Source organism: Bacillus sp. FSL K6-2869 (genome assembly GCF_040869405.1).
Lineage (GTDB): Bacteria > Bacillota > Bacilli > Bacillales > Bacillaceae > Bacillus > Bacillus altitudinis.
In genome coordinates this window covers 337,568-363,521 of the sequence record NZ_CP152035.1, presented here as the reverse complement: position 1 = coordinate 363,521, position 25,954 = coordinate 337,568, and the positions used below count along the sequence as shown (strand labels likewise).

Annotated in this window: 24 protein-coding genes; 7 read left to right on the top strand and 17 right to left on the bottom strand. The window is 42.6% G+C overall.

Annotation, left to right across the window (positions count from 1 at the left end; genetic code table 11):
* Positions 1-53: 53 nt before the first annotated feature.
* Positions 54-818, top strand: coding sequence for an MBL fold metallo-hydrolase (locus MHI58_RS01915; RefSeq protein ID WP_045034601.1), 765 nt, complete (start codon positions 54-56; stop codon positions 816-818).
* A gap of 46 nt (positions 819-864) precedes the next feature.
* Here the strand turns inward: MHI58_RS01915 and MHI58_RS01910 are convergent, their stop codons facing one another.
* A complete protein-coding gene (locus MHI58_RS01910) occupies positions 865-1,194 on the bottom strand; it encodes a YckD family protein (protein ID WP_017366586.1) in 330 nt (109 codons plus the stop codon).
* 181 nt (positions 1,195-1,375) lie between these two features.
* Here MHI58_RS01910 and MHI58_RS01905 point away from each other — a divergent pair, with 181 nt between their 5' ends.
* Entirely contained in the window at positions 1,376-2,248 is an 873-nt protein-coding gene (locus tag MHI58_RS01905) for a transporter substrate-binding domain-containing protein (RefSeq protein WP_008347852.1), read from the top strand.
* Between the two features lie 12 nt (positions 2,249-2,260).
* Positions 2,261-2,938 (top strand): amino acid ABC transporter permease, encoded by a 678-nt coding sequence (locus tag MHI58_RS01900; protein WP_008347854.1) that lies wholly within the window; start codon positions 2,261-2,263, stop codon positions 2,936-2,938.
* Positions 2,939-3,165: 227 nt separating this feature from the next.
* Here MHI58_RS01900 and MHI58_RS01895 read toward each other — a convergent pair whose 3' ends face one another.
* From MHI58_RS01895 to MHI58_RS01875, 5 genes are all read right to left on the bottom strand, one after another.
* On the bottom strand, positions 3,166-4,464 hold the full coding sequence (locus tag MHI58_RS01895; RefSeq protein ID WP_045034602.1) for an arsenic transporter: 1,299 nt from the start codon (positions 4,462-4,464) through the stop codon (positions 3,166-3,168).
* A gap of 129 nt (positions 4,465-4,593) precedes the next feature.
* On the bottom strand, positions 4,594-5,826 hold the full coding sequence (locus MHI58_RS01890; RefSeq protein WP_045034603.1) for a CdaR family transcriptional regulator: 1,233 nt from the start codon (positions 5,824-5,826) through the stop codon (positions 4,594-4,596).
* A 125-nt stretch (positions 5,827-5,951) separates the two neighbouring features.
* Complete coding sequence (gene pruA, locus MHI58_RS01885; RefSeq protein WP_007498254.1) at positions 5,952-7,499, bottom strand: L-glutamate gamma-semialdehyde dehydrogenase; 1,548 nt, start codon at positions 7,497-7,499, stop codon at positions 5,952-5,954.
* Positions 7,500-7,522: 23 nt separating this feature from the next.
* On the bottom strand, positions 7,523-8,440 hold the full coding sequence (locus MHI58_RS01880) for a proline dehydrogenase family protein (RefSeq protein WP_024718963.1): 918 nt from the start codon (positions 8,438-8,440) through the stop codon (positions 7,523-7,525).
* Between the two features lie 161 nt (positions 8,441-8,601).
* Positions 8,602-9,405 carry a nucleotidyltransferase domain-containing protein gene (locus MHI58_RS01875; protein WP_045034604.1) on the bottom strand — a complete coding sequence of 268 codons (804 nt, stop codon included), beginning with the start codon at positions 9,403-9,405 and terminating at the stop codon, positions 8,602-8,604.
* A 60-nt stretch (positions 9,406-9,465) separates the two neighbouring features.
* Between MHI58_RS01875 and MHI58_RS01870 the strand changes: the two genes are divergently transcribed.
* Positions 9,466-9,780, top strand: coding sequence for a hypothetical protein (locus tag MHI58_RS01870; protein ID WP_008342068.1), 315 nt, complete (start codon positions 9,466-9,468; stop codon positions 9,778-9,780).
* A 70-nt stretch (positions 9,781-9,850) separates the two neighbouring features.
* Here the strand turns inward: MHI58_RS01870 and MHI58_RS01865 are convergent, their stop codons facing one another.
* Positions 9,851-10,813, bottom strand: coding sequence for an acetylxylan esterase (locus MHI58_RS01865; RefSeq protein ID WP_045034605.1), 963 nt, complete (start codon positions 10,811-10,813; stop codon positions 9,851-9,853).
* A 210-nt stretch (positions 10,814-11,023) separates the two neighbouring features.
* Between MHI58_RS01865 and MHI58_RS01860 the strand changes: the two genes are divergently transcribed.
* A complete protein-coding gene (locus tag MHI58_RS01860) occupies positions 11,024-11,809 on the top strand; it encodes a carbon-nitrogen family hydrolase (RefSeq protein ID WP_041508225.1) in 786 nt (261 codons plus the stop codon).
* 195 nt (positions 11,810-12,004) lie between these two features.
* Here MHI58_RS01860 and MHI58_RS01855 read toward each other — a convergent pair whose 3' ends face one another.
* Positions 12,005-12,910: a LysR family transcriptional regulator gene (locus MHI58_RS01855; RefSeq protein ID WP_041508224.1), complete on the bottom strand. Its 906-nt coding sequence runs from the start codon at positions 12,908-12,910 to the stop codon at positions 12,005-12,007.
* A 118-nt stretch (positions 12,911-13,028) separates the two neighbouring features.
* Here MHI58_RS01855 and MHI58_RS01850 point away from each other — a divergent pair, with 118 nt between their 5' ends.
* A complete protein-coding gene (locus tag MHI58_RS01850; protein WP_041508223.1) occupies positions 13,029-13,802 on the top strand; it encodes a class I SAM-dependent methyltransferase in 774 nt (257 codons plus the stop codon).
* Between the two features lie 230 nt (positions 13,803-14,032).
* Here the strand turns inward: MHI58_RS01850 and MHI58_RS01845 are convergent, their stop codons facing one another.
* The 5 genes from MHI58_RS01845 to MHI58_RS01825 form a co-directional block, all read right to left on the bottom strand.
* Complete coding sequence (locus tag MHI58_RS01845) at positions 14,033-15,409, bottom strand: MFS transporter (protein ID WP_024718969.1); 1,377 nt, start codon at positions 15,407-15,409, stop codon at positions 14,033-14,035.
* Positions 15,410-15,529: 120 nt separating this feature from the next.
* On the bottom strand, positions 15,530-16,537 hold the full coding sequence (locus MHI58_RS01840; protein ID WP_041508222.1) for a LacI family DNA-binding transcriptional regulator: 1,008 nt from the start codon (positions 16,535-16,537) through the stop codon (positions 15,530-15,532).
* Positions 16,538-16,614: 77 nt separating this feature from the next.
* On the bottom strand, positions 16,615-17,562 hold the full coding sequence (locus MHI58_RS01835) for a dihydrodipicolinate synthase family protein (protein ID WP_045034606.1): 948 nt from the start codon (positions 17,560-17,562) through the stop codon (positions 16,615-16,617).
* A gap of 412 nt (positions 17,563-17,974) precedes the next feature.
* Positions 17,975-18,532, bottom strand: coding sequence for a shikimate kinase (locus tag MHI58_RS01830; RefSeq protein ID WP_025206715.1), 558 nt, complete (start codon positions 18,530-18,532; stop codon positions 17,975-17,977).
* Between the two features lie 85 nt (positions 18,533-18,617).
* The gene (locus MHI58_RS01825; RefSeq protein ID WP_045034607.1) at positions 18,618-19,391 is read right to left on the bottom strand and encodes an IclR family transcriptional regulator; all 774 of its coding nucleotides are present in this window, start codon (positions 19,389-19,391) and stop codon (positions 18,618-18,620) included.
* Positions 19,392-19,534: 143 nt separating this feature from the next.
* Between MHI58_RS01825 and MHI58_RS01820 the strand changes: the two genes are divergently transcribed.
* Positions 19,535-20,896, top strand: coding sequence for a hypothetical protein (locus MHI58_RS01820; protein ID WP_045034608.1), 1,362 nt, complete (start codon positions 19,535-19,537; stop codon positions 20,894-20,896).
* A gap of 242 nt (positions 20,897-21,138) precedes the next feature.
* Here the strand turns inward: MHI58_RS01820 and MHI58_RS01815 are convergent, their stop codons facing one another.
* From MHI58_RS01815 to MHI58_RS01800, 4 genes are all read right to left on the bottom strand, one after another.
* Positions 21,139-22,449, bottom strand: a complete 1,311-nt coding sequence (locus MHI58_RS01815; RefSeq protein ID WP_008342087.1) for an MFS transporter — start codon at positions 22,447-22,449, stop codon at positions 21,139-21,141.
* A gap of 45 nt (positions 22,450-22,494) precedes the next feature.
* Positions 22,495-23,697 carry a CaiB/BaiF CoA-transferase family protein gene (locus tag MHI58_RS01810; RefSeq protein WP_045034609.1) on the bottom strand — a complete coding sequence of 401 codons (1,203 nt, stop codon included), beginning with the start codon at positions 23,695-23,697 and terminating at the stop codon, positions 22,495-22,497.
* Between the two features lie 87 nt (positions 23,698-23,784).
* Entirely contained in the window at positions 23,785-24,165 is a 381-nt protein-coding gene (locus MHI58_RS01805; protein ID WP_024718975.1) for a cupin domain-containing protein, read from the bottom strand.
* A 23-nt stretch (positions 24,166-24,188) separates the two neighbouring features.
* Positions 24,189-25,949: a thiamine pyrophosphate-binding protein gene (locus tag MHI58_RS01800; RefSeq protein WP_045034610.1), complete on the bottom strand. Its 1,761-nt coding sequence runs from the start codon at positions 25,947-25,949 to the stop codon at positions 24,189-24,191.
* Positions 25,950-25,954 lie beyond the last annotated feature (5 nt).

Here is a 25,954-nt window from a genome sequence, read left to right as displayed (position 1 = left end):
TGAAGCTCTTTTAATATACTGTAAACTTAATAAGAAAAAAAGGAGGCCTTCTAATGAAAATAACACTCATTCGTAATGCTACTTTATACCTTCAATATGGTCCGTCAACATTTTTAATCGATCCCTTTTTAGCAGCAAAAGGAACCTATCCACCGTTCCCGCATACTGCCAATCAACATGTAAACAATCCAATTGTGGATCTGCCTGCAAACATTGATTTGGACAAGATATTAAAGCCGGATGCTGTCCTGCTCACTCATTTACATGTAGATCACTTTGACGACGAGGCAAAAAAGAGGTTAGCGCAAACTTTGCCGATCTATACTCAATCAGAGAAAGATCGCACGATAGTGAAAGAAGCTGGATTTCAGCATGTTACATGCATTGAAGATGAAATGGATGTTTGCGGTGTTCATATGAAACGAACTGGCGGGCAGCACGGGACAGGAGAAACCGCTAAACGGATGGGACAAGTGAGCGGTTTTGTTTTCTCTCATCCTGATGAGCCTACTCTTTATATTGCAGGAGATACCATTTGGTGTGATGAGCCGAAAGAGGTTGTGAATACATGCCAGCCAGATATTATTGTGGTCAATAGTGGGGCTGCCCAATTTTTAGAGGGAGACCCTATTACGATGACAAAAGAAGAGATTGTAGACATTCACCATACTCAACCACAAGCTCAAATCATCGCCTGTCACCTTGAAGCCGTGAATCATTGTTTATTAACAAGAGCCGCATTAACATCTTACATTCAAGAGAATCATGCAGATCAGGCCATTTTTGTCCCTCAAGATGGTGAGACGCTGACCTTTTAACACATAAACAATAAAAACCGGCACCTTGCTGCCGGTTTTCTTGAACTTATGGTCGATGGTGCTGTGGTTTTTTTAGTAATGGAACAAACCCGTTATTTTTCAAATGATTGTAATGTTCATCCATTCGTTTTGTGATGTGCGTGCCTTGTTCCTTCGTTAACACACCATACTGAACGTATTTTTCAATCACTTCTTTTCGTTTAGACAAAATTTGCTGTTCAAGTACTTCAATTTGTTTTTGTTGCTCTGTCGTTAATTTTACTTGATGCGTGACGGGGCGCTTTTCCATTTGGGGTGTTTCTCCATGAGCCGTATTCACCTGAAAACCAAATAATAGCACCATCGTTAGTATGATCAAACCACTTGTTTTTTTCATCTCTGTCGTTCCCTCCTTTATTCGATTTTAATTTGCGCATCCTTTCCTTTTTTATACATTATTCACACCGTCAAATTGCACATAATATTCTTACTTTTTCTCTTTTCATCTGAAAACGTTGTCCTAACTGAAAAAGCGTGCTATGTTTTGTTTTGTATAAAAAATAGAGGAGGATTCTTAAATGAGTCGTTTTTATCATAGAAAACCTATATGGGTGCTGCTTGTTGTGTCTGCTCTCATGCTTGTCATGTCTGCTTGCAATCAATCAGGCTCATCTCAGTCTGGAGAATCAAAGTGGGATCAGATTCAAAAGAAAGGGAAAATCGTGGTCGCTACTTCAGGCACTTTGTATCCTACGTCTTACCATGATACATCGAACGGCAAGGATCAATTGACTGGCTATGAAGTGGAAGTCGTCAAAGAAGCATTTAAGCGCCTTGACGTAAAAGTAGAATTTAAAGAAATGGGTTATGATGGTATGCTCAGTGCCATTAATTCAGGTCAGGTGGATGCCGCTGCAAACGATATCGACATCACAGATGACAGGAAAGATAAGTTCGCCTTTTCAACACCTTATAAATACTCATATGGAACCGCTATCGTCAGAAAAGATGATCTGTCAGGTATTAAAACGCTAAAGGATTTAAAAGGAAAGAAAGCAGCAGGTGCTGCAACGACTATCTATATGGATGTTGCCCGTAAGTATGGTGCAAAAGAAGTCATTTATGATAATGCCACAAACGAGCAATATTTAAAGGATGTCGCAAACGGCCGTACAGATGTCATTCTAAATGACTACTACTTGCAAACACTGGCGCTTGCTGCATTCCCTAAGCTAAATATTACGATCCATCCAGACTTAAAATACATGCCGAATGAACAAGGGTTTGTGATGAAAAAAGACAATACAGAGCTTCAAAAAGAATTAAATCGTGTATTAAAAGAGATGAAAAAAGACGGAACCATGAAAAAGATTTCGGAGAAATTCTTTAATCATGCTGATGTCTCAAAGAAAATTGATGTTGATGTCGAAGATGTCGACATTTCTAAATAAGGAGCCGCAGACGTGGGAGATATTCATTTAGAATATATCTTTAATCCTGCACTGGCAAAAGCGTCATTTCCATTTGTCATGAAAGGCATCTGGCTGACGCTGCTCATTTCTTTTGTGAGCATGTTTTTTGGTACGATTCTAGGTTTTTTTATTGCCCTTGCTAGAATGGCAAATACGTGGTTCCTTCGGCTGCCTGCACGGCTGTATATTTCATTCATGCGAGGGGTTCCCATTCTGGTCATTTTGTTTATCCTTTATTTCGGATTCCCTTACATCGGCATTGAATTTACAGCTGTCACTGCTGCTATTATTGGATTCAGCTTCAATAGTGCTGCATACATTGCCGAAATTAACCGGGCGGCTCTCTCCTCTGTTCCAAGTGGTCAAGTGGAAGCCGCCAAATCACTTGGTCTCAGTTATTGGCAAACGATGCGCGGAGTCATTTTGCCTCAATCCGTGCGCATTGCACTGCCGCCCCTGACCAACGTCATGCTTGATTTAATCAAAGCTTCCTCACTAGCGGCAATGATTACTGTGCCCGAACTCTTCCAGCAAGCAAAAATTGTGGGTGGACGAGAATTCGATTATATGACCATGTATATATTGGTTGCCTTGATTTACTGGGGCATATGCAGTGTGGTCTCATTGCTCCAAGACTTTTTGGAAAAACGCTATGCAAAATATCTATAACAACAAAAAGCAGATCCGTTGGATCTGCTTAGATTGTTGACAAAGGGCTAAAATGAACTTGATTTTAGCCCTTTGTTTCCTTTTCAGCGTAAAAGAAAACCTTTGCAGTCTAGGAAGGACGAGCACTGGAGCAGAGCGAATTTGACATTCGTGAGCACCAGCACGCAGGACTGACAAAGAATGCGAGGGTTTGCCTTCACGCTGAGCAGATCCATTGGATCTGCTTTTTAATGTATCAGCCATAACCACACATACAACCCCAATAACGTGATGATCAGCGTTGGTATGGTTAGAATGATTCCAGCTTTCATGTATGCCCCCCAAGAAATATGCACACCTTTTTTCTTCAAGACATGAAGCCACAGCAATGTCGCCAATGAACCGATTGGGGTCATTTTCGGACCAAGGTTTGAGCCGATGACGTTGGCATAAATCAGTGCATCTCTCATCACACCTGCTGTATCTGTGTGACCGATGGCAATCGCATCAATTAAAACGGTTGGGAGGTTGTTCATGACAGAAGATAGCACTGCTGCCAGAACCCCCATAAACATCGTTCCCGCAAGTAAACCGTGTGACGCCCCCTGTTCAATCCACGCCGCTAAAATTTCTGTCAAGCCGACATTTTTCAGCCCATACACCACGACATACATGCCGATAGAGAAAAATACAATCGACCACGGTGCTTCTTTGACGACTCGTTTTGTCGCTACTTGTGGACTCCGTTTCGCCAGCCATAAGAAAGCAATGGCAATGCCTCCTACAATGATTGACACCGGAATGCCTGCCAATTCCCCAGCAAAATATCCAACAAGCAAGCACCCTAACACATACCAAGATAACCGGAACATGCGCAGGTCACGAATGGCCGAAGCTGGTTCCTTCGCCTGCGAAACATCGTACGTTTTCGGGATGAGTTTCCGATAAAACACATACAGCACAAGCATACTAGCGCCAAGCGATACAAGGTTTGGGACGAACATGTTTGCTGTATATTCAAGAAAGCCAATATGAAAATAATCGGCTGATACGATATTGACCAAGTTACTAATGACAAATGGCAAAGACGTCGTATCTGCAATAAAGCCGCTTGCCATGACAAATGGCAGGATCATACGCTCATCCAACTTCAGCGCTCTGACCACAGATAAAACGATCGGGGTTAAGATAAGTGCTGCTCCATCGTTGGCAAAAAAAGCTGCTACCACAGCGCCTAGCAATGTTAAATAAATAAACATGCGGACCCCGTTCCCTCTTGCGGCTTTTGCCATATGAAGTGCCGCCCATTCAAAAAAACCAATCTCATCTAAAATCAATGAAATGATGATAATTCCAATAAATGCAAAGGTGGCGTTCCAGACAATTTGGGTAACTTCCCATACATCGCCCAAATGAACGACCCCAAAAACAAGAGCAAGAATCGCTCCCCCGCACGCTGACCATCCAATGGTTAAACGTCCTGGCTGCCAAATGACAAGGACGAGGGTCATGATGAAAATTAAAATGGCCAAGATGACTGATCCCAAAGGTGGCCCTCCTTTCACTTTCCTCATAAAATCTTTATCTATCATACAACGAAATAAGGCAATTGTATGCCATTTTATGATCTCGCATAAAAATCCGCAGGTCATCCTTTGCACCTGCGGAGTCCACGCCTATTGATCTTTTTTCATCAGCATCAATTCAATAAATAACTCACAACGCTGGCTAAAATGACTTAAATCTATAGACGTCATTTCAAAAATTTGTTTCATTCGATAGTTTAGTGTATTTTGATGAATAAATAACTGCTCTGCAGCTGGTTTTAGCTTGCAATTATTCAATAAGTAGACCTCTAAGGTTTTTAAAAATGATGTTTGGCTGTCACGGTCTTTTTCCTTTAGGCGCAACAAATCTGGATTAAAGTCGTTTTTCTTTTTTTGGTGACTGTAAATCGAGTCTAAGAACCGGAAGACCCCCAAATGCTCGTAATCGTATGGAATCAATTCCTGTCCGCCGACAATCTTCACTGCTTTCACGACTTCTATCGCTTCAAATCGACTTGTGCTCATTTTCATGACATCTCGATATTCTCTTCCCATCCCAATATATAAAGGAGATGGGTGTGTATGCGTTTTCGATTGAAGATGGGCGACGACATCCGCAGCGGTCGCTTTTGGTGAGTGGCGATCTGACAAACTGCCTAATATCACGACGATGTCTGCTTGCACAGAGTAGACGTGATTGACCTTGTCTTCTAGCTGTAAATAGGTTCTAATCATATCCTTCACATCTTCTGCCGTCTCACTTTTGTTATCGGCGGCATGAACAATCATCACAGTAAAGACAGCTGGCAGTGGAATGCTTAAATTCTCAGCTTCCCATTTCAGCTCTTCTTCTGTATAAAAATGATCATCCATGACCTTTTTGAAGAACTCTTCAATCTTGCCTTCCTTTTTCTCCAACTGTTTCTTATTTTTATAAATAACTTTTCCAACTTGAAACGATGCCTCGTGTAAAAATTGCAGCTCCTCTTGAGAGAGAGAATCTTCAATGTCCTGCACCCAAATAAAGCCGACAACCTCTTGTTTGTGCTTGGCGCTCACAGCCACTCGTCGATTAAACCCGAGCTCCTCATGACCATTCACATAAAAAGGATTTGAATCTGTATATAGCTGCTCAATGACCCCTGTTTTTTTTAACCAATCCACCACAGCTCCCGGGCATTCCTTTGAGAAAATGGTTTGCTGATTGACTGGGTCGAACTGCTGGATGCTGTAAGAATTATAAGCAAGCAGCTGACATTCAGTACTTTCTAATATGACTGGTTTTTTTAAATACCCACTAATAAATGCAATTAATTTATCGACATCAAAAAATGTATGAAGCTTTTCTAATATCTCTTCCATCCCGATTGCTCCCTGAATAAGTGATACATTTATCATACTTCTTTCCAGTCATATTTGTATAGAAACAAGTCGTAGACAGGTAAAAAAAGCATGAACTCGCCTGCACGAGTTCATGCTTTTCCATATTAAAACATTTCGCTAATCGTTTTGGCCTGCATGTGCAGAGCAAGATAATCTGGTCCGCCTGCTTTTGAATCAGTTCCTGACATTTTAAAGCCGCCAAATGGGTGGTATCCCACAATCGCTCCCGTACAGTTACGGTTAAAGTAAAGGTTCCCGACATGGAACTCCTGCTTCGCACGGTTGATGTGATCACGATTATTTGTAATGACCGCACCGGTTAACCCGTATTCTGTGTTGTTGGCTACTTCAAGTGCCTCATCAAAGCTTGAGACTTTTGAGAAAGCTAGGACAGGTCCAAAGATTTCTTCTTGCATTAAACGAGATGTTGGCTCTAGATCTGCAAACACGGTTGGATGAATGAAGTACCCTTCTGAATCATCACTTGTTCCGCCAGTGACTAGACGACCTTCTTGCTTGCCAATCTCGATATATTCCGTGATCTTGTCAAAGGAAGCTTGATCAATGACAGGTCCCATGTACACATCAGCTGATAACGGATTCGCTGTTGTTTTCGTTTCTGTGATTTCCTTCACTCGCTCAACGACTTGGTCATACAGCTTCTCGTGGACGACAGCACGAGATCCAGCTGAACATTTTTGACCTGAGAATCCGAAGGCTGATGTGAAAATGGCGTTAGCGGCTAATTCGACATCTGCATCCTCATCTACAACGACTGTATCCTTACCGCCCATTTCAGCAATGACACGCTTTAAATGCTGTTGTCCTGGCTGTACTTTTGCCGCACGTTCAAAAATACGTGTGCCCACTTCTCTTGATCCAGTGAATGTAATAAGGCTTGTTTTCGGATGATCTACTAAGTAATCTCCAACTTCTGCTCCGCTACCTGGCACGAAGTTGACAACACCTTTCGGAAGACCTGCTTGCTCCAGTTCTTCTACAAAGCGGGCAGCAATGACAGGCGTCGCACTTGCTGGCTTTAATACGACTGTATTCCCTGTGACGATTGGTGCAACGGTTGTTCCTGCCATGATTGCAAACAAGAAGTTCCATGGTGGAATGACAAGCGTCACGCCAGTTGGTGTGTACACATATTGATTGCGTTCCCCTTCGCGGCTGTTCACCGGTTTGCCTTTCGCAAGCTCTAGCATTTGACGGGCATAATACTCTAGGAAGTCAATGGCTTCTGCTGTATCTGCATCCGCTTCATTCCAAGGCTTCCCTGCTTCTTTTACGAGAAGGGCTGAATACTCATGCTTTTTACGGCGAATGCTTGCCGCAGCACGGAATAAGACGCCGGCTCTTTCTTCTGGAGACGTGTAGCGCCATGTTTCAAACGCTTTTGCCGCAGCTTGAATCGCCTGCTCTGCCTCTTCTTTCCCAGCTTTTGATACGGTACCCACGACTTCTTCCTTCTTCGCCGGATTGATCGAGACAATCTTGTCTGTTGTTTCGATTCTTTCTCCATTAATCACAAGCGGATAGGTTTGCCCAAGTGATTCTGTTACTTTGGCTAATGCTTGTTCAAACGCTTGGCGATTTTCTTCCTGGCTAAAATCCGTGAATGGTTCATGCTTGTAAGGTGTTGTCATCTTTGTCACGCTCCCGTTTCAAATTATTTTCTCGTCATCCCTTTTAAAGCAAATGCAATGTTTGCTGGTCGTTCTGCAAGACGTCTCATGTAGTAGCCATACCACTCTCGTCCATACGGGGTGTAGACCCTCATTTGATAGCCTTCCTTCACGAGTGCTTGCTGCGTTTCTGATCTCATGCCATACAGCATTTGAAATTCGAACTGACTTGTCTGTATATTGTGTTTTTTCACAATATGTTTCGTAAATTCGATCATTTGATCGTCATGTGTCGCAATGGCTGTATAGTTCCCTGAGAGTAATTGCTTTTCGATCAGCTTCTTGTAATTCTGATCGACGTCTTTTTTGTTTGGATACGCCACTTCGGCGGATTCCTTATAGGCACCCTTTACAAGTCTTAAAAATGGTTGCAACTCATTTAGGTCATCAAGATCTTGTTCTGTTCTGTACAAATACGCCTGCAACACCGTACTGACATACTCATATTGAGATTTCATTTCTTTAAAAATGTCCAGCGTTTTTTGACAGCGCTGTTCATCCTCCATATCAATTGTCACCATAATACGGTGTTTCTCTGCCGTATCTAAAATGCTTTTCATATTGCGATACACAAGGTCATCGTCAATATCTAAGCCAAGCGATGTCATTTTAAGTGACACGTGGGAATTGAGTCCCGCCTCTGCAATTCGCTGAATGGTTTGAATACACTCATTCGTCCGCTCATTTGCAATCTCTGCCTTTGTGACAAACTCACCGAGATGATCAACCGTTACGGCCATACCTTGATCGTTTAATCGTTTGATGACAGGGATAGCGCTCTCAAAATCCTTCCCACCGATGATTTTCTTTGATGCAACAGCACTTCCCCAATTACGAGCAATATGGTTCAAGAGACTGCTCTTTGACAAAAACAAGAAGAAATTTCTTGTGACCGACTCCATAAAGGGCACCTCCCACTCTTTGTAAGCTATGTCTTTATTGTAAGGCTCATGAGCTGTCCGCTACAATATTTGAAGATGACAAAAATTCTGACTTTTTTTGTGGTTTTATCACAATAGGAGATAAAAAAAGAGTCTGCCGCTATCCGGCTGACTCTCCCCTCCTACGCCCACACCTCATCAAGGATAGACTGCAAAAGCTCATTTAATTCTTGCATCAGATTGTCCTTCGGCTGATTGTAGCTTTTCACCAATTCATCAAAACGCGCCAGCTCTTGATCAATAAATGGATGGACATGAGCGAGACGGTTCTCTACATCCATTTCTTCTCCGTCCATTTTACGTTTGAGCAGTTCGTGAATTTCTGCTAACAGCGGGCCTTCCTCCACTAGCTCCTTGAGTAATTCATGAAAGTCCATTGGTGGAACTGTTCGGTAACGTTCAATCCACTGACAGGCAAGCAGCGGACGAAGCACATAGAAATACTTCTTGATTCGCACCTGCTCTCCTCGTAAATGCCGGCTTTCATTCCGCTTCGCCATATTGAGGTAATGATACATCAAAGCCGCAGGGTAAAACGCTCGATCCTTTAATTCTCTTAGCTCCTTTGCCAAAGAGAAAGATTCAGCATAGATGATATCAGAAGACAACCATTCCATAATGGACGGATTTGATTTATTGAATAGGCGCAGTGCCTTTCTAAGCTCCCAGCCGCTGATATCAAGCATGTCATCAATCGGTCGTTCTATGACATCACGATGCTCTTCCATCGCCCAATACCATTCTTTCCGGGGAACATATAAAAAGCGAACATCATAATCACTGTCAGTTGAAGGAAATCCCCATGCCCTGCTGCCCGATTCAACGGCGAGACAAATCTTGACGTCATACGTTTCTTCGATGATTTTCAGCTCTTCCTTAATTCTCTCTCTCAAGTGTCCATCAACTCTTTCTATAGAATTCTGCATGACTTCTTCACCTTTTGGGAAAATACGAATAAGACATATATGAAAAAGGAGTTGGATCTGATGTCTATATCTCGCATTATGAAATGGATCACTGGGATTTTTGAAGCTTGCCTTGCTATCCCTGTGATCGGAGGTCTATTCGTTATCAGCAATGGCTATTCACCGCTCATGGTCATGCTTATTCTGCATATTATCACACTCGTCTTATCGAAGCGAGATCAGGGACCAATGATTGGAAGTATCATTGGAATTGTCACATCCTGCCTTGCATGGATTCCGATTCTCGGATTCATCCTTCACATCATCACAGCCCTTGCCCTGATCGTTACAGCATTAGTGCCTGATGAAAAAACAAGACAGAACACCAGTTATTAAGCTGATCGCTCCAATAGCTGAAAAAGACAAAGAGCTAAAATGAATGTCATTTTAGCTCTTTGTCATGCTCTTATGTTGATAGAAGCAAATGCTTTTGTAAAAAGGACAGCTTCTCTGTTTGAAAAGCAGGGATAAACTCGTGTCCAAAATAGCGATATACTTTCAGGTCTTTATCTGTTTCTAAATGGTTGTATGCCGCAAACACAGTAGATGGTGGGGTTATTTTGTCAATCAGACCGATCGCCATCAATGTTGGCTGTTTCACCCATCCAGCTAAATTGATTAAATCAAAATAGCTTAATGTCTCAAATGCCTTTTCCTCCACTTTCGGATCACTGTTTCTGCGAAAGTATGAATTGATTTCTAAATAAGGCTGCTCCAAGGCAACATCAACTGCACGCTCAAAATTTGATAAGTAAGGATAGTCTGCCACAACGACTTTTGGAATGTCTGAAAGGGCTGCGGCCGCAATCGCTAACGCACCCCCCTGACTTCCACCGATCACGCCGATACGGTGTTCATCTACTTCGGGGAAAGACTGAATGACTTCAAGTGCACGAACAGCATCTAGATAAACGCCTCGATAATAGTACGTATCTTTCGATAAAATGCCTTTTGTCATCCACCCTAATGCATGCCCGCCTGGTGTCACTGATGTGTCTTCACTGCCACCTTGACCGCGGACGAGCATACCAAATGTTGCATAGCCGTGCAGCGCCCAGTTGACGATGTCGTGAATGCCGCCGTCATAGCTGGCATTATAGCCATGAAAACGAACGAGCGCTGGATGCGGACCAGTTTGATCAGGCACAGCATAAAAGCCTTCAATTTTAGAATGTCCAAAGCTTTGATACGTCAGGCGGTACACCTTGACGCCTTTCACTGGATAGTCATAAGATTCAAGTGTTGGCTCTGCCTCCACTTGGCGCAGTTCTTCGAGCGATTTCTTCCAAAAGTCTGAGAAATCAGGACGTGCTGTTTTCTTTGGTTTATATTTTTTTAGCTCTTCTAGTGATAAATCGAACAATTGCATATCATACTATTCCCCTTTGTTTTATTAGTTATGAGTATCATACCACTCATTTCTTGATTGAGAAAGTCATTTAACAAAACCTTCTGACATTTCTATTGGCAAAGATGGCGGAAAGCTTTATGATAAAGAAACTGGCTTGAAGACTAGATGCTTCAGGCAATATCACCCGAACCATTCATTGCATGAAACGAATAAAGGAGGACGACCGACATGAACATCGCCCTGATTCAAATGGACGTACAAATAGGAGAACCTGATGTAAACTTTCAGAAAGCAGAAGCATGTTTAGAAGAAGCCATCCGCCAACAGCCTGATTTGATTATTCTACCTGAAATGTGGAATACCGGCTATGCGTTAGAGCAAGCGGATGAGCTTGCCGATGCAGATGGCGAGCGAACAAAACAACTCTTCTCTTCCTTTGCCCGCAAGCACCAAGTGTATCTCATCGCAGGCAGTGTTTTAAATAAGAGGACAGAAGATGAAAACATCACCAATACAATGTATGTCTTTAACCGCCAAGGTGAGCTTTTGTTAGATTATGATAAAATTCATTTATTCCGCTTAATGGATGAGCATAACTATTTAACCGCTGGTGATCAGCTTGGTTTATTTGACTATGGTGAAGATGTCAAGATTGGTGCGATGATCTGCTATGACCTCCGCTTCCCTCAGCTTTCTAGGACGCTCGTGAACAAAGGGGCGAAGGTGCTTGTTAATACCGCTCAATGGCCGTCAGCAAGAGTGGACCATTGGCGCAGTCTGCTCATCGCAAGAGCCATTGAGAATCAGTCATTTGTGATTGCGGTGAACCGGACGGGCACAAGCAGAGACACTGAATTCCCTGGTCACTCCATGGTGATTGACCCGCTCGGACGCATTCTGCTTGAGACAAATGATGAAGAAGACATTTATTATGCAGACATTGATCTTCAGCTCGTAGATGAAGTGAGACAACAAATCCCCGTCATGACAGATCAGCGGCTGGATTTATATTAGAAAGCAGGGGCCCCCTGCTTTCAGCGTGTAGACAAACCCTCGCATTCGGTGTCAGTCCTGCGTGCCGGTGCTCACGAATGTCAAATTCGCTCCGCGTCGGTACTCGTCCTTCCTAAACTGCAAAGGTTTTCTATCACGCTGAAAAAAGGTAAAAGCAGGGAACTCCCTGCTTTTTACGTTTAATTAAACGTTTGTTTAAGCTTTTCCTTGATTCTGTTGAAGGTCCATGAAGGCTTGAGCGGCTTTCGTTAAATATCTTTCTTCCACATATGCAAACACAAGTGTGCGGGTTGGGCATGAATCAATGTGTAAATAAGTGACTGCTTTCCTTTCCTCTTGTGCCACCATTTTCGGCACCACCGTCACACCTAGCTCATTTTCAACCAATGCCTGAGCTGTTTGAATATGACTTGTTTCAAATGCAATCCTCGGCCGAAAGCCATGATGACGGCACAGTTCCGTGACCACTTGTCGAAAGCCATATCCCTCTTTCAGCATAATAAATGGGGCATCTTCCAGAAGATGAAACGGGATAGACCCTTCTTGATCCGCTTGATTGATGATTTCATTGAGTTCATCCGTCAACCACGGTTGAGCCGTTTGCGGAATGGCGAGGAGAAGCGGCTCTGTCAGCATTTGTTTTGTTTTCAATGATTCATGCTCGACAGGCAGAGAAAGAATCGCCAGATCCAGTTTCCCAGCGAGTAAACGTCTTTCTAGCTCACGAGGCGATTCTTCTATCAAATGAACGTGAACGTGCGGATACGTTTGACAATAGGTTTTTAATAAACTTGGCAGGACATATCCCCCTGTGACAGCTGGCGCACCGATCATCAGTTCTTTCCCTACCTCATAAGCAGCTTCCCCCATCTCACGCAACAAATCATCTCGTTCCTTCAAAATGGTTTCTGCTCTTTTAATCAATCGGTTTCCTTGAGGTGTAGGAGTGACTTGTCCATACTTCCGAATAAACAGAGGAGTATCTAATTCCTCCTCAAGTTTTTTAATTTGCTGACTTAACGAGGGCTGTGCAATGTGAAGTTTTTCCGCTGCTTTTGTAAAGCTTTGCTGCCGGTACACTTCCATGACATATTCCATCATTCGTATATCCACTTCTCTCACCTCATAGGTTTTAACTATTCATATCATATCTTTTATGTCTTAGACAAATCACGGGAAGAACCCTACGATAAAGAAACAACAAAAAGGGGGTAAAGGAATGAATCCATATTCAAAAGCCGAGAAACAATTCTCACAAAATGCAGAGAACTACCGAGATTCACCCATCTTTGCAGCTGGAAAAGAACTTGAATGGATGAAAACGGCGGCGAAGGCAAAGGGCGATGAGCATCTACTTGATATCGGCTGCGCGGCAGGTCATACCGTTTTTTCCTTTTCAGACGTCATCTCTAAAGGAATCGGGATTGATGTCACACCCAAAATGATCGAGGTTGCTACAGCACTTGCGGAAGAGCGACAGCTGAACCACATTACGTTTGAGCAGGCATCCGCAGACGCATTGCCCTTTTCTGATGCATCATTTGATCTGGTCACATGCCGATTTGCTGCTCATCACTTCCCACATCTCCCGGCAGCCATGTCTGAAATCAGCCGAGTCTTAAAGAAAGGCGGCAAATTTCTACTTGTCGATCATTATGCACCTGAAAACCAAGCACAGGATGACTTTATTAATCATTTAAATAGACTGAGAGATCCTTCCCATGTGCGAGAAAGCTCGTTATCAGAATGGAAAGAGCTTTTCGCTGACAACCATCTGACGAAAGAAGATATCCGTTACTGGGATCTGCATATTGATTATCAGGACTGGATCATACGAGGACGTACACCAGAGAATGTTCAAAAGGAAATCGTTGCCCACCTTCATGCTACAGACGATGACACGAAACAGCTGTTTCAACTGCAATTCGACGAACATCGTCAGCCAATATCCTTTTGCCTAAAAGCCGCACTGCTTCAAGGGATCAAACATTAAACTGATCGAAAAAGTCTACCCTAGCCGGTAGACTTTTATATTTTGATTCTACATTTACACTATCTGATAGATATTACTTTTCATGTTCGTGACAAGGAGTGCTGCATGATGTTTCTATTATAAGATAATTGAACTGAGGTAGGTTAGGCTTTTTCAAAAGTGTACGTAAATCCTCTAAATAAAAAAAGAACCTACCCTCTTTAGAATAAGTTCTTCACTGCATGCATCACTTACGGTGCAATATCCTCTAATACTTTCTCTCTCGTTTCGATCATTTTAAAAGCAAGAATTGCTCCCACTACAGTCACACTTGCAAAAAGAATAAAAATAGTTGAAACACCGCTCACCTCTAAAATAAAACCTATCATAATAGGAGCGATCGCTGAGGCCAGCCTAAGCCACGCTGTAGCAAATGCCGTACCTATTACCCTCATACGGGTTGGATAGATTTCAGGTGTATATAAATAGAGAAGAACTGTAATTGTTCCCATCATTCCGTAGGCAGCGGACCCTAAATAAATAACGCTTTCTGGAGAATTTGCTCCGCTGATCCATAAAGCCGTTAATAAAGCACCTGTTACGATAAATGCAATGGTTGCCCAGCGCTTCCGTCCTACTTTATCGATTAAAAATGCACAAGCGAATACCCCTATGGTCTGTAAAATATTTGTGAGAGAGGCTGCCCTTAATGAATCTCCAACTGGCAAATTGTAAACCGTATTATAAAGACTCGGTAACCAGTTATTTAATCCATTCGATACAAAGTAGGCAGAAAACCATAGTCCCCATACGATCAATGTTCTTTTACGATAAAAAGTAGAAAAGAGCTCTTTCCAGTCGCCTTTTTCAGTGCTGCTGGACACTTGCTTTGCAACAGGCATTCGTTTGTCCGTACTAGCTTCAATCTCTTCAATGATTCTTTCGGCTTCATCTAACCTGCCTTTTGAAATAAGCCATCTTGGAGATTCACGCAACATGAAAAAGAAGACAAAGACGATTAAACCGCCAATTCCACCAATCAAGAACATCCATTTCCACCCAAAGCTAGGGACAACAAATGCACCAATTTGAGCTGAGATCATTAATCCTAATGGAAAAATCATCTCATAGAGCATAAAAAATCTCCCTCTGCCTTGGGCCCGGGACAACTCATTGATATATGAGGCCGCTACTGGCACTTCTCCTCCTACTCCAATCCCCTGTATAAAACGAAAAATAAAAAGGGCCATAAAGTTACCTGAAAATACACATGCGATACTCATAATAGACATGAGAAATACAGTCCACTTTGCACTAAATACACGGCCACGTCTTTCTGCTAACCACCCAAAGAAAATGGCACCAATCGCTTGTCCGATATAACCAGACCCAATAAGAAGACCAATTTGAGCAGGTGATAAATTCCACATGCCGATGAGAACTGGGAGAACAAACGCTAAAGATAGTGCATCAAAAGCATCAAAAAAGGTAGCAGATCCCATAATGATACGAGGTTTTAAATGCCATCTCGAAAAAGGTACACTTTCCATCCTAGTCAATAGTTGTGAAGCTCTATCAACAACTTGCTCATCATGAGAATTTGAATTTCCGCTGAGTTCTAACGTCATGATATCTCCTCCTTAATAGAGGAAATGATGCAAAAGTACATGCTGATGAGCACAAAAGAAATCGCTTACATTTTAAATGAAGAGACATTCTAAAGCGATCATATGAGTTTTCAGCATCTATCATTTCTTTTTTGGCGTTCCCGTGGTGCCACGATCTACATAGTACATCGGGAAGATGTGTTCCATCTTCTCTAACTGTTCTCCTTCTACTAACTGCGTTAGTAAAGAAACCGCTTTTCTTCCCATTCCAACTAAATCAACATGAACAGAAGATAAAGAAGGGGTTAAAAAACTTGCAATGGGCACATCATCAGCACCAACGACAGACAAATCATGAGGTATTGACACATTTGCGATATCTGCCGCTTTCATGACCCCTATCGCCAAAAAATCTGAAGAGCAAACAACTCCAGTCATGTGCTGGTTTCCTTGGAGAAATTGAGAAACCACTTCTACTACTTTTCCCCCATCAAATTCATCTAACTCAAACACAAGCTCTTTGTTCATTGTTAATCCTAAACTTTTCAGTGTACGCTCATACCCCTTGTAATACCTCACACTATGCATCGAACTCATTGGACCATTGACCAGTCCAATGGTTCGATGACCTTTATCAAATAAGGCCGTGACAGATTGGCACACACCTTCTTCATCATCGGGCCTGACACATGGAAATGGAGAATCCTCTAAGTAACTTCCGACAACGATAATGGGAATAGCTAAACTTCTTAACCAATCCATGCTCAATTCTTCATTTCTTGGAGAAAATAAAATGGCACCATCTACAGCCTGCGTTTCAAGTAATCGCTGCTGCTGTACAGATGTAAATGACATCAACATATTGAATTCAGTATCATCTAATTCCTTCGCTATCCCATCTAAAATCGTCGAAAAAAATGGATTATTCAAAATATATGAACCACGAGGAACCACGACAGCAATATTGCCAGTCTTTCTTTTAACGAGCCCTCTAGCTCCTAAATTAGGACGATAGCCTAATTCATCAATCACTTGTTTAATTCTTTCAGCCGTTTGAGCACCTACTCCTGGTTTGCCACTTAATACTCGGGAAACAGAGGCGATAGATACTCCAGCTTTCAATGCGACATCTTTAATACTTACTGACACATTTCATACCTCCGGGAGTCTGTTGTTTTATACTCTATTATAACCTGACTCACCTTCATCATGAAATCAATGGTCTGTTATTTACTAACGTTTTCCTTAAGTAAACCAACACTTTGAAGGCCCTGACGAATCTCTTCTTTTTCCTTTTGAGTTAAAGGTAATACTGGCTTCCTCGCAAGCGAACTGCTGATCAAACCTCGCTGGAACATCGCTTCCTTCATTCGCAGATGAGAGGTAGAGGAAGGTTCATCCATTTTATACACAGCATGCTTTAATTCAAAGATTCTATCGTACACTTTATTAGCCGCTACAAGGTCTTGTTCTTCCACACATTTCACAAGCTCAGCAATCAAATCTGGGACAAAACAGCCGAAACCTACAAGCGCCCCATCAATTCCTTGAACTAATGTTGGCAATAAATATTCATCGTGACATGTGAGCAACGATACATCTGGTGCATGCTTTTTCAGTGCGCGCACATCCACTTCATATTGCGCCATGTCTCTTTGACCGATTTTAAATGAGACAACGTTTGGAATCTCCGACATTTCTAATAATTGACTGGTTGTATAAGAGGTTTTTGTCCATGTTGGATATTGATGGACGATGATTGAAATATCAATTGCTTCTGCAACATCTTGAAAGAATTGGACAGGTGACTCAGGCTGCATACCGAATCTCAGCCATGAATGTGGCGGCATAAGAAGAATACCTTCTCCGCCAGCTTCCTCCACTGCTTTTGCATGCTGGATCGCTTCGATTGTCCCTTCAGCAGAAACCCCAGAAATGACAGGAATTTCTCCCTTTAATTCGTCGGCTGCAATACGCACAGCTTCAGCTCGTTCATGTGGCAGCAAAGTCATAATCTCGCCAGTATGTCCATTGACAACGATCCCATTAATCCCTTCGTGCTCCGCCACCCAGCGAACAAGCTTACGAAAAGCAGGTTCATCAATTGAATAGTCATCTTTAAAAGGAATTAAGACTGCCGGGAATACACCGCTCCATTTTTCTTTATTTTTCATCAACAAATTCCTCCCCATCCGTTATAGTAAACGTTTACGGTAAGCGTTTACGTTAATAATCATAGAATGATCTAACCGAAGGTGTCAACAATATTTTTAAAAATTATAATAATTCAAAAAATGATTATTAGAATTTAGATACTATTTTATTTTTTCAAAAAAAGAAAATGAGAGATATATTTCGTTTCCCACATCAATCAAAAAACCTCATCATCTTGAACTCGTTGTAGTCTAATCACCACTTTTTTCAAACGGCTAGTCACACCACATAGAGGATGCATACATTTTGATATAATGACGAAGGAAAAAACATCTTTTCTTCTTTTTTTCAACCATCATCCAACTTAGACTGTGATTTCTTTGACTACTCCTGATCTAATAGAAAAAGTCTACCCCCTTAGGATAGACTTTTTTATTTCGAATATAGATCCCAGCCAAGCTTGAGTGTGTCGACAATATAATTGGCGACTTCTTCAGCTTCTAGATGATCTGTTTCCACTCTTGAGTTATGAAGGGAATAAATTTCCCGGCGCTCTTCAAACAGCTCTTTCATCTCGTCAAGCGTACGGTTATGAAGAACAGGACGGTTTTCAATTAAAATATCCAGCCGCTGTTTCCAATTCTCCCAAGATAGGTCAAGGAAAAGAACCGTACAATGCTTTAAGCAAGATCGTTTGATTTCTTCCTGTTTAAACGCACCGCCTCCAAGAGACACGATCTTTAGCTGAGTATGTTCACATAAATCGACGATATAGTCCTTTTCAGCCTGTCTGAAGAAATCTTCTCCTTTTTGCTGAAACATTTCTGGAATCGTCATGTTGTACTTTTTCTCAATCTCCTGATCAACATCAATAAAATCTCTATATAACTTTTTGGCAACCAGCTGCCCAATGGTTGTTTTCCCAACGCCCATAAAGCCAATGAGGACAATATTTCGCTGTCTCACAGGAATCTCTCTATTGTTTTTCATGTTCGTGACACGTCCTCCTTACGACAAGGAATGCTACATAATGTTTCTATTATATGATAAATGGACTGAGAAAAGATAGGCATTCTTAAAAATTGTGTTTGACGACGTAACCGAGCTGTTCGGAGAGCTTCTCGGCATGCTCTTTCACTTTTTGCTGCAATTGAGAGATGACATCTTCAGTAAATCGTTGGGTCGGTCCAGATATGGATAAACATGCCTGCACCTCCCCATGAATGTTAAAGATCGGTGCCGCCACTGCCGCCGATCCGACTTCCCTTTCATCAATACTGCAAGCGGTATGCGTTTCAAGAATATGACGACATTCTTTTTGCCATTCCTCCATCGTCATGTGATCAGCCTCAGATGCGAAAACTTGCTGTTGAAACTCTTCGCTTTGGAAAGCAAGTAGCACCTTTCCACCAGCACCAGCGTATAACGGCAGCTTCTCACCGATTTTCACAAGATGCCGAATCGATTGCAGCCCTTCGGCTTGTTCAATACATACCCTGCTTTTGTGATCGAGCACATACAGGTTGACGGTTTCCTTTGTTTCATCACGAAGTGTGTACATGAGCGGTTTTGCCAGTTCCCTCAATTTGATGGACTTCCCAGCAATATAACCGAGAAGATAAAGTCTTTGACCGAGCCGGTACTTCATCGTCTCTTGGTTCTTTTCCACAAAATGATTCATTTCAAGTGCCTTGAGCAGTCTCGTTGTGGTAGACATTGCTAAGTTCATCTCTTTTGAAATGTCCGTTAGCGTCAACTCTTGACGTTCTTCGCTAAAGCAAGAAAGAATATCCAAAGCCCGCTGAACGGTACGCAATCCTGATTCTTCTTTTGACTTTTTATCAGCCATGTTCACTTTCTCCTTTTCCCCTTTGATTTCTTATCGACATGATTAACCAATTTTGCTATAATCCATTTTAAATGTTCCATTAAAAGAAAACAAATTCCACTGTACGGAATAAAACCGATAGATGTTTTGATGGAGGAGATATCATGATCTACCTGCTCATTTTCACACTTCTTATTAGCTTATACATCGTTCATCAACTATTCCCTGCTCCCATTCTCTCCTATTTGGTTGGTCTGCTGGCGGCTACTTCGCTCACCATTTCCTTTAAGAAGGCCAATGGACTTTATTTGAAAACGGGTGCTATGTTTCTCTTGATTGGATTGGTGTTATTTTTCTGGTCAGAACAGCCTTTGCATACGCTTTTTCTTCATTTTCATTCCATGCTAGGCTTGCTTTCTTTATTTTTCATGTTGCCATTTATTCATTCTCTCATACATGTTGGACATTTCGATACTCAATTAAATAAACTGCTTACCTTACATACAACAAGTACAAATCAGCTTTATCGCAAGAGTTCATTTGTCACTCATGTTCTTGGCATGTTTTTAAATATCGCAACGATTCCCTTATTATATACATCCTTGAAACCGTCGCTGAACGCCCTTCAGGAACAAGTCAAACAGCACCTTTATACGCGCAATCTTTTAAGGTCATATGCGCTATGTCTTAGCTGGAGTCCTGTCGAAGTACTGGTGAGTGTCACCATTGATGCAACCAAATTGAAATATTATCAGATTGCACCCGTTACCTTTTGTTTAATGGTGCTTGTGCTGTTGACGGATTGGTTGCTGTTTTCTCGTCAAAGCAAACGATTGCCGCATATCATCCAGCCGGCAGAAGCTCACTCCAACCCTCATCGCATCAAGAGAAAAACCATTCAGCTTGCTTTCATGCTGCTCAGTTTTATGACAGTCGTTTCGCTTGTTGACGCCTGGATTGGGAAAGGTTATCTGTTCGCTGTTGTGCTGACGATTATTCCTTTCGCTCTATTATTCTCGTCTATCATCAAAAAACGAAAACAATATGTAGCCGTCTCTATTCCCCATTGGAAAGAACGGACCCGCCAGCTCTCCAATTATATGTGTCTATTTTTAAGCGCGGGCTTCTTTGTCGATATGCTGCTTGTCACAAACAGCTTGCAGCCGATTCAAGCATTTATCGTCAGTATATCAGATCATGCCATTTGGGTTTATGGGGTCATCGGGCTGTATTTTCTCATCACCGCTCTTTGCGGTTTCCACCCGCTCGTTTCGCTTGCTCTCTTAGTGAGCTTGATGGCACCTGTCATTCATGAACTGCCTGCCCTTCCCATCGCAATCATGCTCATTATCGCTGGAACCTCAACGGTCATGTTTAGCCCATATAATGTATCTGTCTCCCTATTAGCCGATTTGATGAAGGTCAACCCTTACCGAATCACTCGATGGAATATCTGGTTTGCTGGTTTTTATATCAGCATGGGGATCGCATGTGCAACGATCATCACCGTCATCTTTTATTCATAGAAAAAGAGAACCCAATGAGTTCTCTTTCAAGTTTGTTGACAAGGGGCTAAAATGAATTTGATTTTAGCCCCTTGTCTTTTTTTCAGTGTGATAGAAAACCTTTGCAGCCCTAGGAAGGACGAGTACTGGCGCGGAGCGAATTTGACATTCGTGAGCACCGGCACGCAGGACTGACACCGAATGCGAGGGTTTGTCTACACGCTGAAAGAGAACCCAATGAGTTCTCTTTTTCTTACTCTCTATTATTTTAATTGAATCCGTTCAATCTTACCTACAATAAAGATATACGACAACGCTCCGCCTAATGCCACTAGGCTGACGAATAAAATACCGCCGTTGTAAGAGCCTGTCGCCGATACAATGAATCCGATGATCAGCGGGGTGATGATGCCGGATAAGTTAGCAAAAAAGTTGAATACGCCGCCAGCCAACCCGACCATTTCTCTTGGTGCTACCTCAGACAGCATGGTCCAGGAGATATTAGACAGTCCTTGCGCAAAGGATGCGATGGATAAAATAGTGAGCACAAGCGGGATATTCGTTGTAAAATTCGCTAAAACAATGGTACTTGTCAGAAGCAGACCGACCACAACCGGCAGCTTTCTCGCTACATTGACCGATACACCCTTTTTAAGCAGCCAGTCAGACACATAGCCTCCAAACAGCACTCCAAAGAATGCAGCGATGTATGGCAGGGATGCCGCAAAACCCACTTTGAGAAAGGCCATATTTTTCGCCTCTGCTAAATAGGTCGGAAACCATGTTAAAAAGAAAAAGAGGGTAGACGCAACAGAAAATTGACCAATATAGAGTCCAATCAATTTACGATATTTTAAAAGTGCGGCAAAGTCTGCCCATTTCAATTTCTCCTGTGATGCCACAGTCAGTCCTTCGCCTTGACGGATCAATTCTAATTCATCTTCATTGATCTTTGGATGCTCTTTTGGTTCGTGATAATACTTGTACCAAAAGAAAGCAAATATAATACCGAGCGCACCAGCAGTGATAAAGACGGTTCTCCAATCGAAAGTTGTCATGATCCAAAAAAGAAGAGGTGTCGCAAATGCAAGCCCCACATACTCTCCAGCGGTATATACCCCTGTTGCAAATGCGCGTTCCCGCCTTGGAAACCATGTGGTCACAATGCGATTATTCGCAGGAAATGCGGGAGATTCTGTAATTCCGATAAACAAACGGCAGCCAAATAAGAAGGCAAAGCTATTCGCAAACGCCTGTAAACCGGTGAAAATAGACCAAGTAATGAGTGATATTCCATACGTTACCTTTGATCCAAACTTATCAAGAATAAAGCCGCCAGGGATCTGCATGGCTGTATAGGTCCAGCTAAATGCTGAAAAGATGAGGCCTAATAAGGCAGGGTTCAATTGCAATGAAGACTGAATCGCAGGTGCAACAATGGATACACTGGCTCGATCAATATAGTTAATAGCGGTAATAAAAAACAACAGAATCAAGATGCCGAAACGAGCTTTTGTTGGTTTCGCATAAGCAGGCCGCAAGTCGTTCCCCTTCAGTTCTGAATGCACTTTCATAACCATCCTCCTTTGTTTCCGCAGCGTGCGGATCGGTTGAGTGTCTTAAATGACCCCTTTTTCTTCTAACTGTTTACACTCTTCTTCTGTGAAGCCAAGCATATTCGTTAAAATGTCATAATTATGTTCACCTAAATCAGGCGCAATATGGCGAATACGACCGGGGGTTTTTTCAAACTTCGGAATGATTCCAGGCACCTTCACTTTTCCAAGACGTGGATGATGCACCTCGACAATATTTTCTCGTGCTTTAAATTGCGGATGCTCAAAGATATCCCGAATGCTTAGAATCGGACTCACAGGCACACCATGTGTATCTAGAATGTCTAGGACGTCATCTCTTGTTTTGGACGCAATCCACTGCGAGACGATCGCATCCATTTCATCGTTATGCTTCAGCCTGGCTGCATTCACAGAGAATTTCTCGTTCTCTAGTAAATCTAAGCGATTCATCGCCTCTGCCAATCGATTAAAGGTCGAATCTGTACTCGTCACAAGAACCAAATAATGCCCGTCCTTTGTCTCATAGGTGCCGGCAGGGCTTGAATGACCGCTTAACCCTGGTGAACGTTCACGCACCTTCCCTAGCTTGTCATATTCAGCAACCAAAAATTCTAACATGCGGAACACAGATTCATAGAGAGCCAAATCCACCATTTGCCCTGTTCCTTCTGGATGTGTGTCACGGTAATACATCGCTGTCACAGTGGCAAACGCCACATAGATTCCTGCGATATAATCCGTAAGGGAAAAGGACGGGCTGACTGGATGCCGATCTGGAAACCCTTGAATATATGTAAAGCCGCTAAACGCCGTCGCAGGTGTACCAAACCCCGCCTTGTCCTTAAATGGACCGGTTTGCCCATAACCCGAAACTCGAATCATAATTAAACGAGGGTTGATTTCTTTTAATACATCGTACCCAACGTCCCATTTTTCAAGTGTTCCCGGACGAAAATTTTCAATGATCACATCAACCTGCGCTGCAAGCTTTTTAAAAATGTCTTTTGCTTCTTCTTTGTGTAGATCGAGTGTAAGAGATTTCTTATTCCTTGAAAGCCCTGACCATCTCAAAGGTTCACCATCTGCAAAAGGGCCAACATGCCGCAGTGTATCACCTTTTCCAGGAATCTCGACTTTAATGACCTCTGCACCGAAATCCCCTAGAAGCACCGCGCCGTATGGTGCAGCAATCATCGTTGAAACATCTAATATTTTGATTCCTTCAAGCGGTGTATTCTTATTCATTGCTTGACTCCCTTTCATTCAATTGATAAAGGGCTAAAATGCTTTCTATTTTAGCCCCTTTTCTTCTTTCTCTCGTGCAAGGTTTTTTTAGTCCTTCGGAAGCTGCCCTTGCGGTGTATAGAGCCAAATCAGCCATAAAGGTTCGTCCCCTGTGTTCACATGCTGATGTGAGACACCATCTGGAATAAACATAAAGTCATTTTGTTTAAATGATTGTCTTTCTCCATCGCAAATGACTTCGCCAGACCCTTTAATCACATAATCAAATTCCTCTGAACCCGGGTGATTGTGTACCGAGCTTGCTTCGCCCGGCTCAAAAATAGTGAGACCTGCCATCATATGCTCTGATCCAACGGTATCTGGTGTGATCGTTTGAAACACCTTCCGAATCATGTTCTCTTCTGGATGATCTAAACCTAACCATAATGGATGACCGTCTTGAAATGGATTTAATACTTTAATTTTCATTGTTGATTCCTCCCTAGTCATGTTTAGTTCACACTGACATGTGAACGTTTTGTATTTGGTGAATAAATATCATTAATGTTCCAATGTCCATCAGTAGGCACAGGATCATTTTTCATCGCTACATCAATGACACATGGTTCCTGAGAGGCGATCGCTTCAGCCAAAGCTTCTTTGAATTCAGAAGCCGCCGTAATTTTGATCCCCTTCATCCCATAACCTCTTGCAATGGCTGCAAAATCAGGCGAATAGCTTTCTCCATCTTTTCTAAAAACAGTGCCGTATGTCGTTTCATAGTGTGCCATTTGCAAGCCGGCGATCGTCCCAAACGCACTGTTGTTCATCACAATCCACACGACAGGAATGTTTTCTTCCATAGCTGTTGCGAGAACAGATGGATTTTGACCGAATCCGCCGTCCCCGACAAGTGATACAACGACACGGTCAGGCTGGGCAATCTTTGCTCCAAGTGCAGCGGGAGCGCCAAATCCCATCGTCGCAAAACCACCTGGGGTTAAAATAGTGCCTGGCGTGTATACAGGAAATTGCTGTCCGACCCCATTTTTATTCCAGCCAACATCGGTTGTAATGAAGGCATCAGGCGGCAATACTTCCCGCACTTCCTGCAAAATACGTTGTGGTTTCATCGGGAAAGACTCGTCTTGAATATTCGTCAAATTGCTCTTCTGAAATTCCTCACGATATACCGCAATGTCCTTTTTCAATTGAGGGCGATCCAGACCTTCTGGCAGCCTTTCTTTCGCCACACGATTGAGTACGGTCAACGCCTGCTTGAGATCTGCTACCGCTCCAATTTCCACAGGATAATTTCGGCCAATTTCATTCGGATCAATGTCAATATGAATGAGCTTGGTTGATTGGAAATTGAACGTATACTCCGATTCCCACGAACTCGCATCTGCTTCAGCAAAACGGGTGCCTAAAGCCAATATATAGTCCGCTGCTTTACACTGATCATTGATAAATTTCGTCCCCCAAAACCCTGTCATCCCAAGGGTCATTGGATGATCATCTGGCATCGCCCCTTTCCCCATCAAAGAATGGGCAACAGGGATACTCAAATGGTCAGAAAATGCCTTTAACTCTTCTGCTGCATCGGCTAGTAAAATGCCTCCCCCTACATATAAGAGCGGTTTGTCTGCCTGCAGCAATCGATCTAATATCCGATTCGCTGTTTGATCATCAATAGATGGTTTTTCAACGGTGTGTGTATGATGAGCGATTTGTTCAAATAACGACACATCTAAGTCTTTTGAGAACACATCCATCGGAACTGAAATCAGGACTGGCCCAGGGCGGCCGCTTTCAGCTAACTGAAACGCTTTTGATAAAATTTCTGGAAATAATTCTGGAATGTCGACTCGCCATGCTCTTTTCACAAACGGGCGATAAATTTCGTATTGAGAAGCATCGGAATGAAGATTGATTTCTTGGTGTGGGTGCTTTCCGTAGTAATGACTTGGAACATCTCCTGCAATGACAACCATTGGAATGGAATCGAGTGCAGCATTCGCTACGCCTGTTGCCGCATTGGTGAGTCCAGGACCTAAGTGACTGAGCACAACAGCCGTCTGTTTTTTCGCTCGTGCATAACCGTCTGCTGCATGCGCCGCTATCTGTTCATGTCTGACATTCACAAATTGAATACGGCTTTTTTCTAGCGCTGATAAAAAAGCAATATTCGTATGGCCGCACAGACCGAAGATATGCTCAACTCCTCGATTTTCTAAATACTGAATGACCTGTGTAGATATATTCTTCTTCATGTTTC

Coding starts and splice junctions, on each gene's coding strand:
- MHI58_RS01845 (WP_024718969.1), bottom strand. CDS start 15,409: ATGACGTTAGAACTCAGCGGAAATTCAAATTCTCATGATGAGCAAGTT.
- MHI58_RS01835 (WP_045034606.1), bottom strand. CDS start 17,562: ATGAAAAATAAAGAAAAATGGAGCGGTGTATTCCCGGCAGTCTTAATT.
- MHI58_RS01800 (WP_045034610.1), bottom strand. CDS start 25,949: ATGAAGAAGAATATATCTACACAGGTCATTCAGTATTTAGAAAATCGA.
- MHI58_RS01880 (WP_024718963.1), bottom strand. CDS start 8,440: ATGGAGTCGGTCACAAGAAATTTCTTCTTGTTTTTGTCAAAGAGCAGT.
- MHI58_RS01890 (WP_045034603.1), bottom strand. CDS start 5,826: ATGGAAGAGATATTAGAAAAGCTTCATACATTTTTTGATGTCGATAAA.
- MHI58_RS01805 (WP_024718975.1), bottom strand. CDS start 24,165: ATGAAAATTAAAGTATTAAATCCATTTCAAGACGGTCATCCATTATGG.
- MHI58_RS01815 (WP_008342087.1), bottom strand. CDS start 22,449: ATGAAAGTGCATTCAGAACTGAAGGGGAACGACTTGCGGCCTGCTTAT.
- MHI58_RS01850 (WP_041508223.1), top strand. CDS start 13,029: ATGAATCCATATTCAAAAGCCGAGAAACAATTCTCACAAAATGCAGAG.
- MHI58_RS01810 (WP_045034609.1), bottom strand. CDS start 23,697: ATGAATAAGAATACACCGCTTGAAGGAATCAAAATATTAGATGTTTCA.
- MHI58_RS01855 (WP_041508224.1), bottom strand. CDS start 12,910: ATGATGGAATATGTCATGGAAGTGTACCGGCAGCAAAGCTTTACAAAA.
- MHI58_RS01860 (WP_041508225.1), top strand. CDS start 11,024: ATGAACATCGCCCTGATTCAAATGGACGTACAAATAGGAGAACCTGAT.
- MHI58_RS01865 (WP_045034605.1), bottom strand. CDS start 10,813: ATGCAATTGTTCGATTTATCACTAGAAGAGCTAAAAAAATATAAACCA.
- MHI58_RS01870 (WP_008342068.1), top strand. CDS start 9,466: ATGTCTATATCTCGCATTATGAAATGGATCACTGGGATTTTTGAAGCT.
- MHI58_RS01830 (WP_025206715.1), bottom strand. CDS start 18,532: ATGAAAAACAATAGAGAGATTCCTGTGAGACAGCGAAATATTGTCCTC.
- MHI58_RS01905 (WP_008347852.1), top strand. CDS start 1,376: ATGAGTCGTTTTTATCATAGAAAACCTATATGGGTGCTGCTTGTTGTG.
- MHI58_RS01910 (WP_017366586.1), bottom strand. CDS start 1,194: ATGAAAAAAACAAGTGGTTTGATCATACTAACGATGGTGCTATTATTT.
- pruA (WP_007498254.1), bottom strand. CDS start 7,499: ATGACAACACCTTACAAGCATGAACCATTCACGGATTTTAGCCAGGAA.
- MHI58_RS01825 (WP_045034607.1), bottom strand. CDS start 19,391: ATGGCTGATAAAAAGTCAAAAGAAGAATCAGGATTGCGTACCGTTCAG.
- MHI58_RS01820 (WP_045034608.1), top strand. CDS start 19,535: ATGATCTACCTGCTCATTTTCACACTTCTTATTAGCTTATACATCGTT.
- MHI58_RS01875 (WP_045034604.1), bottom strand. CDS start 9,405: ATGCAGAATTCTATAGAAAGAGTTGATGGACACTTGAGAGAGAGAATT.
- MHI58_RS01915 (WP_045034601.1), top strand. CDS start 54: ATGAAAATAACACTCATTCGTAATGCTACTTTATACCTTCAATATGGT.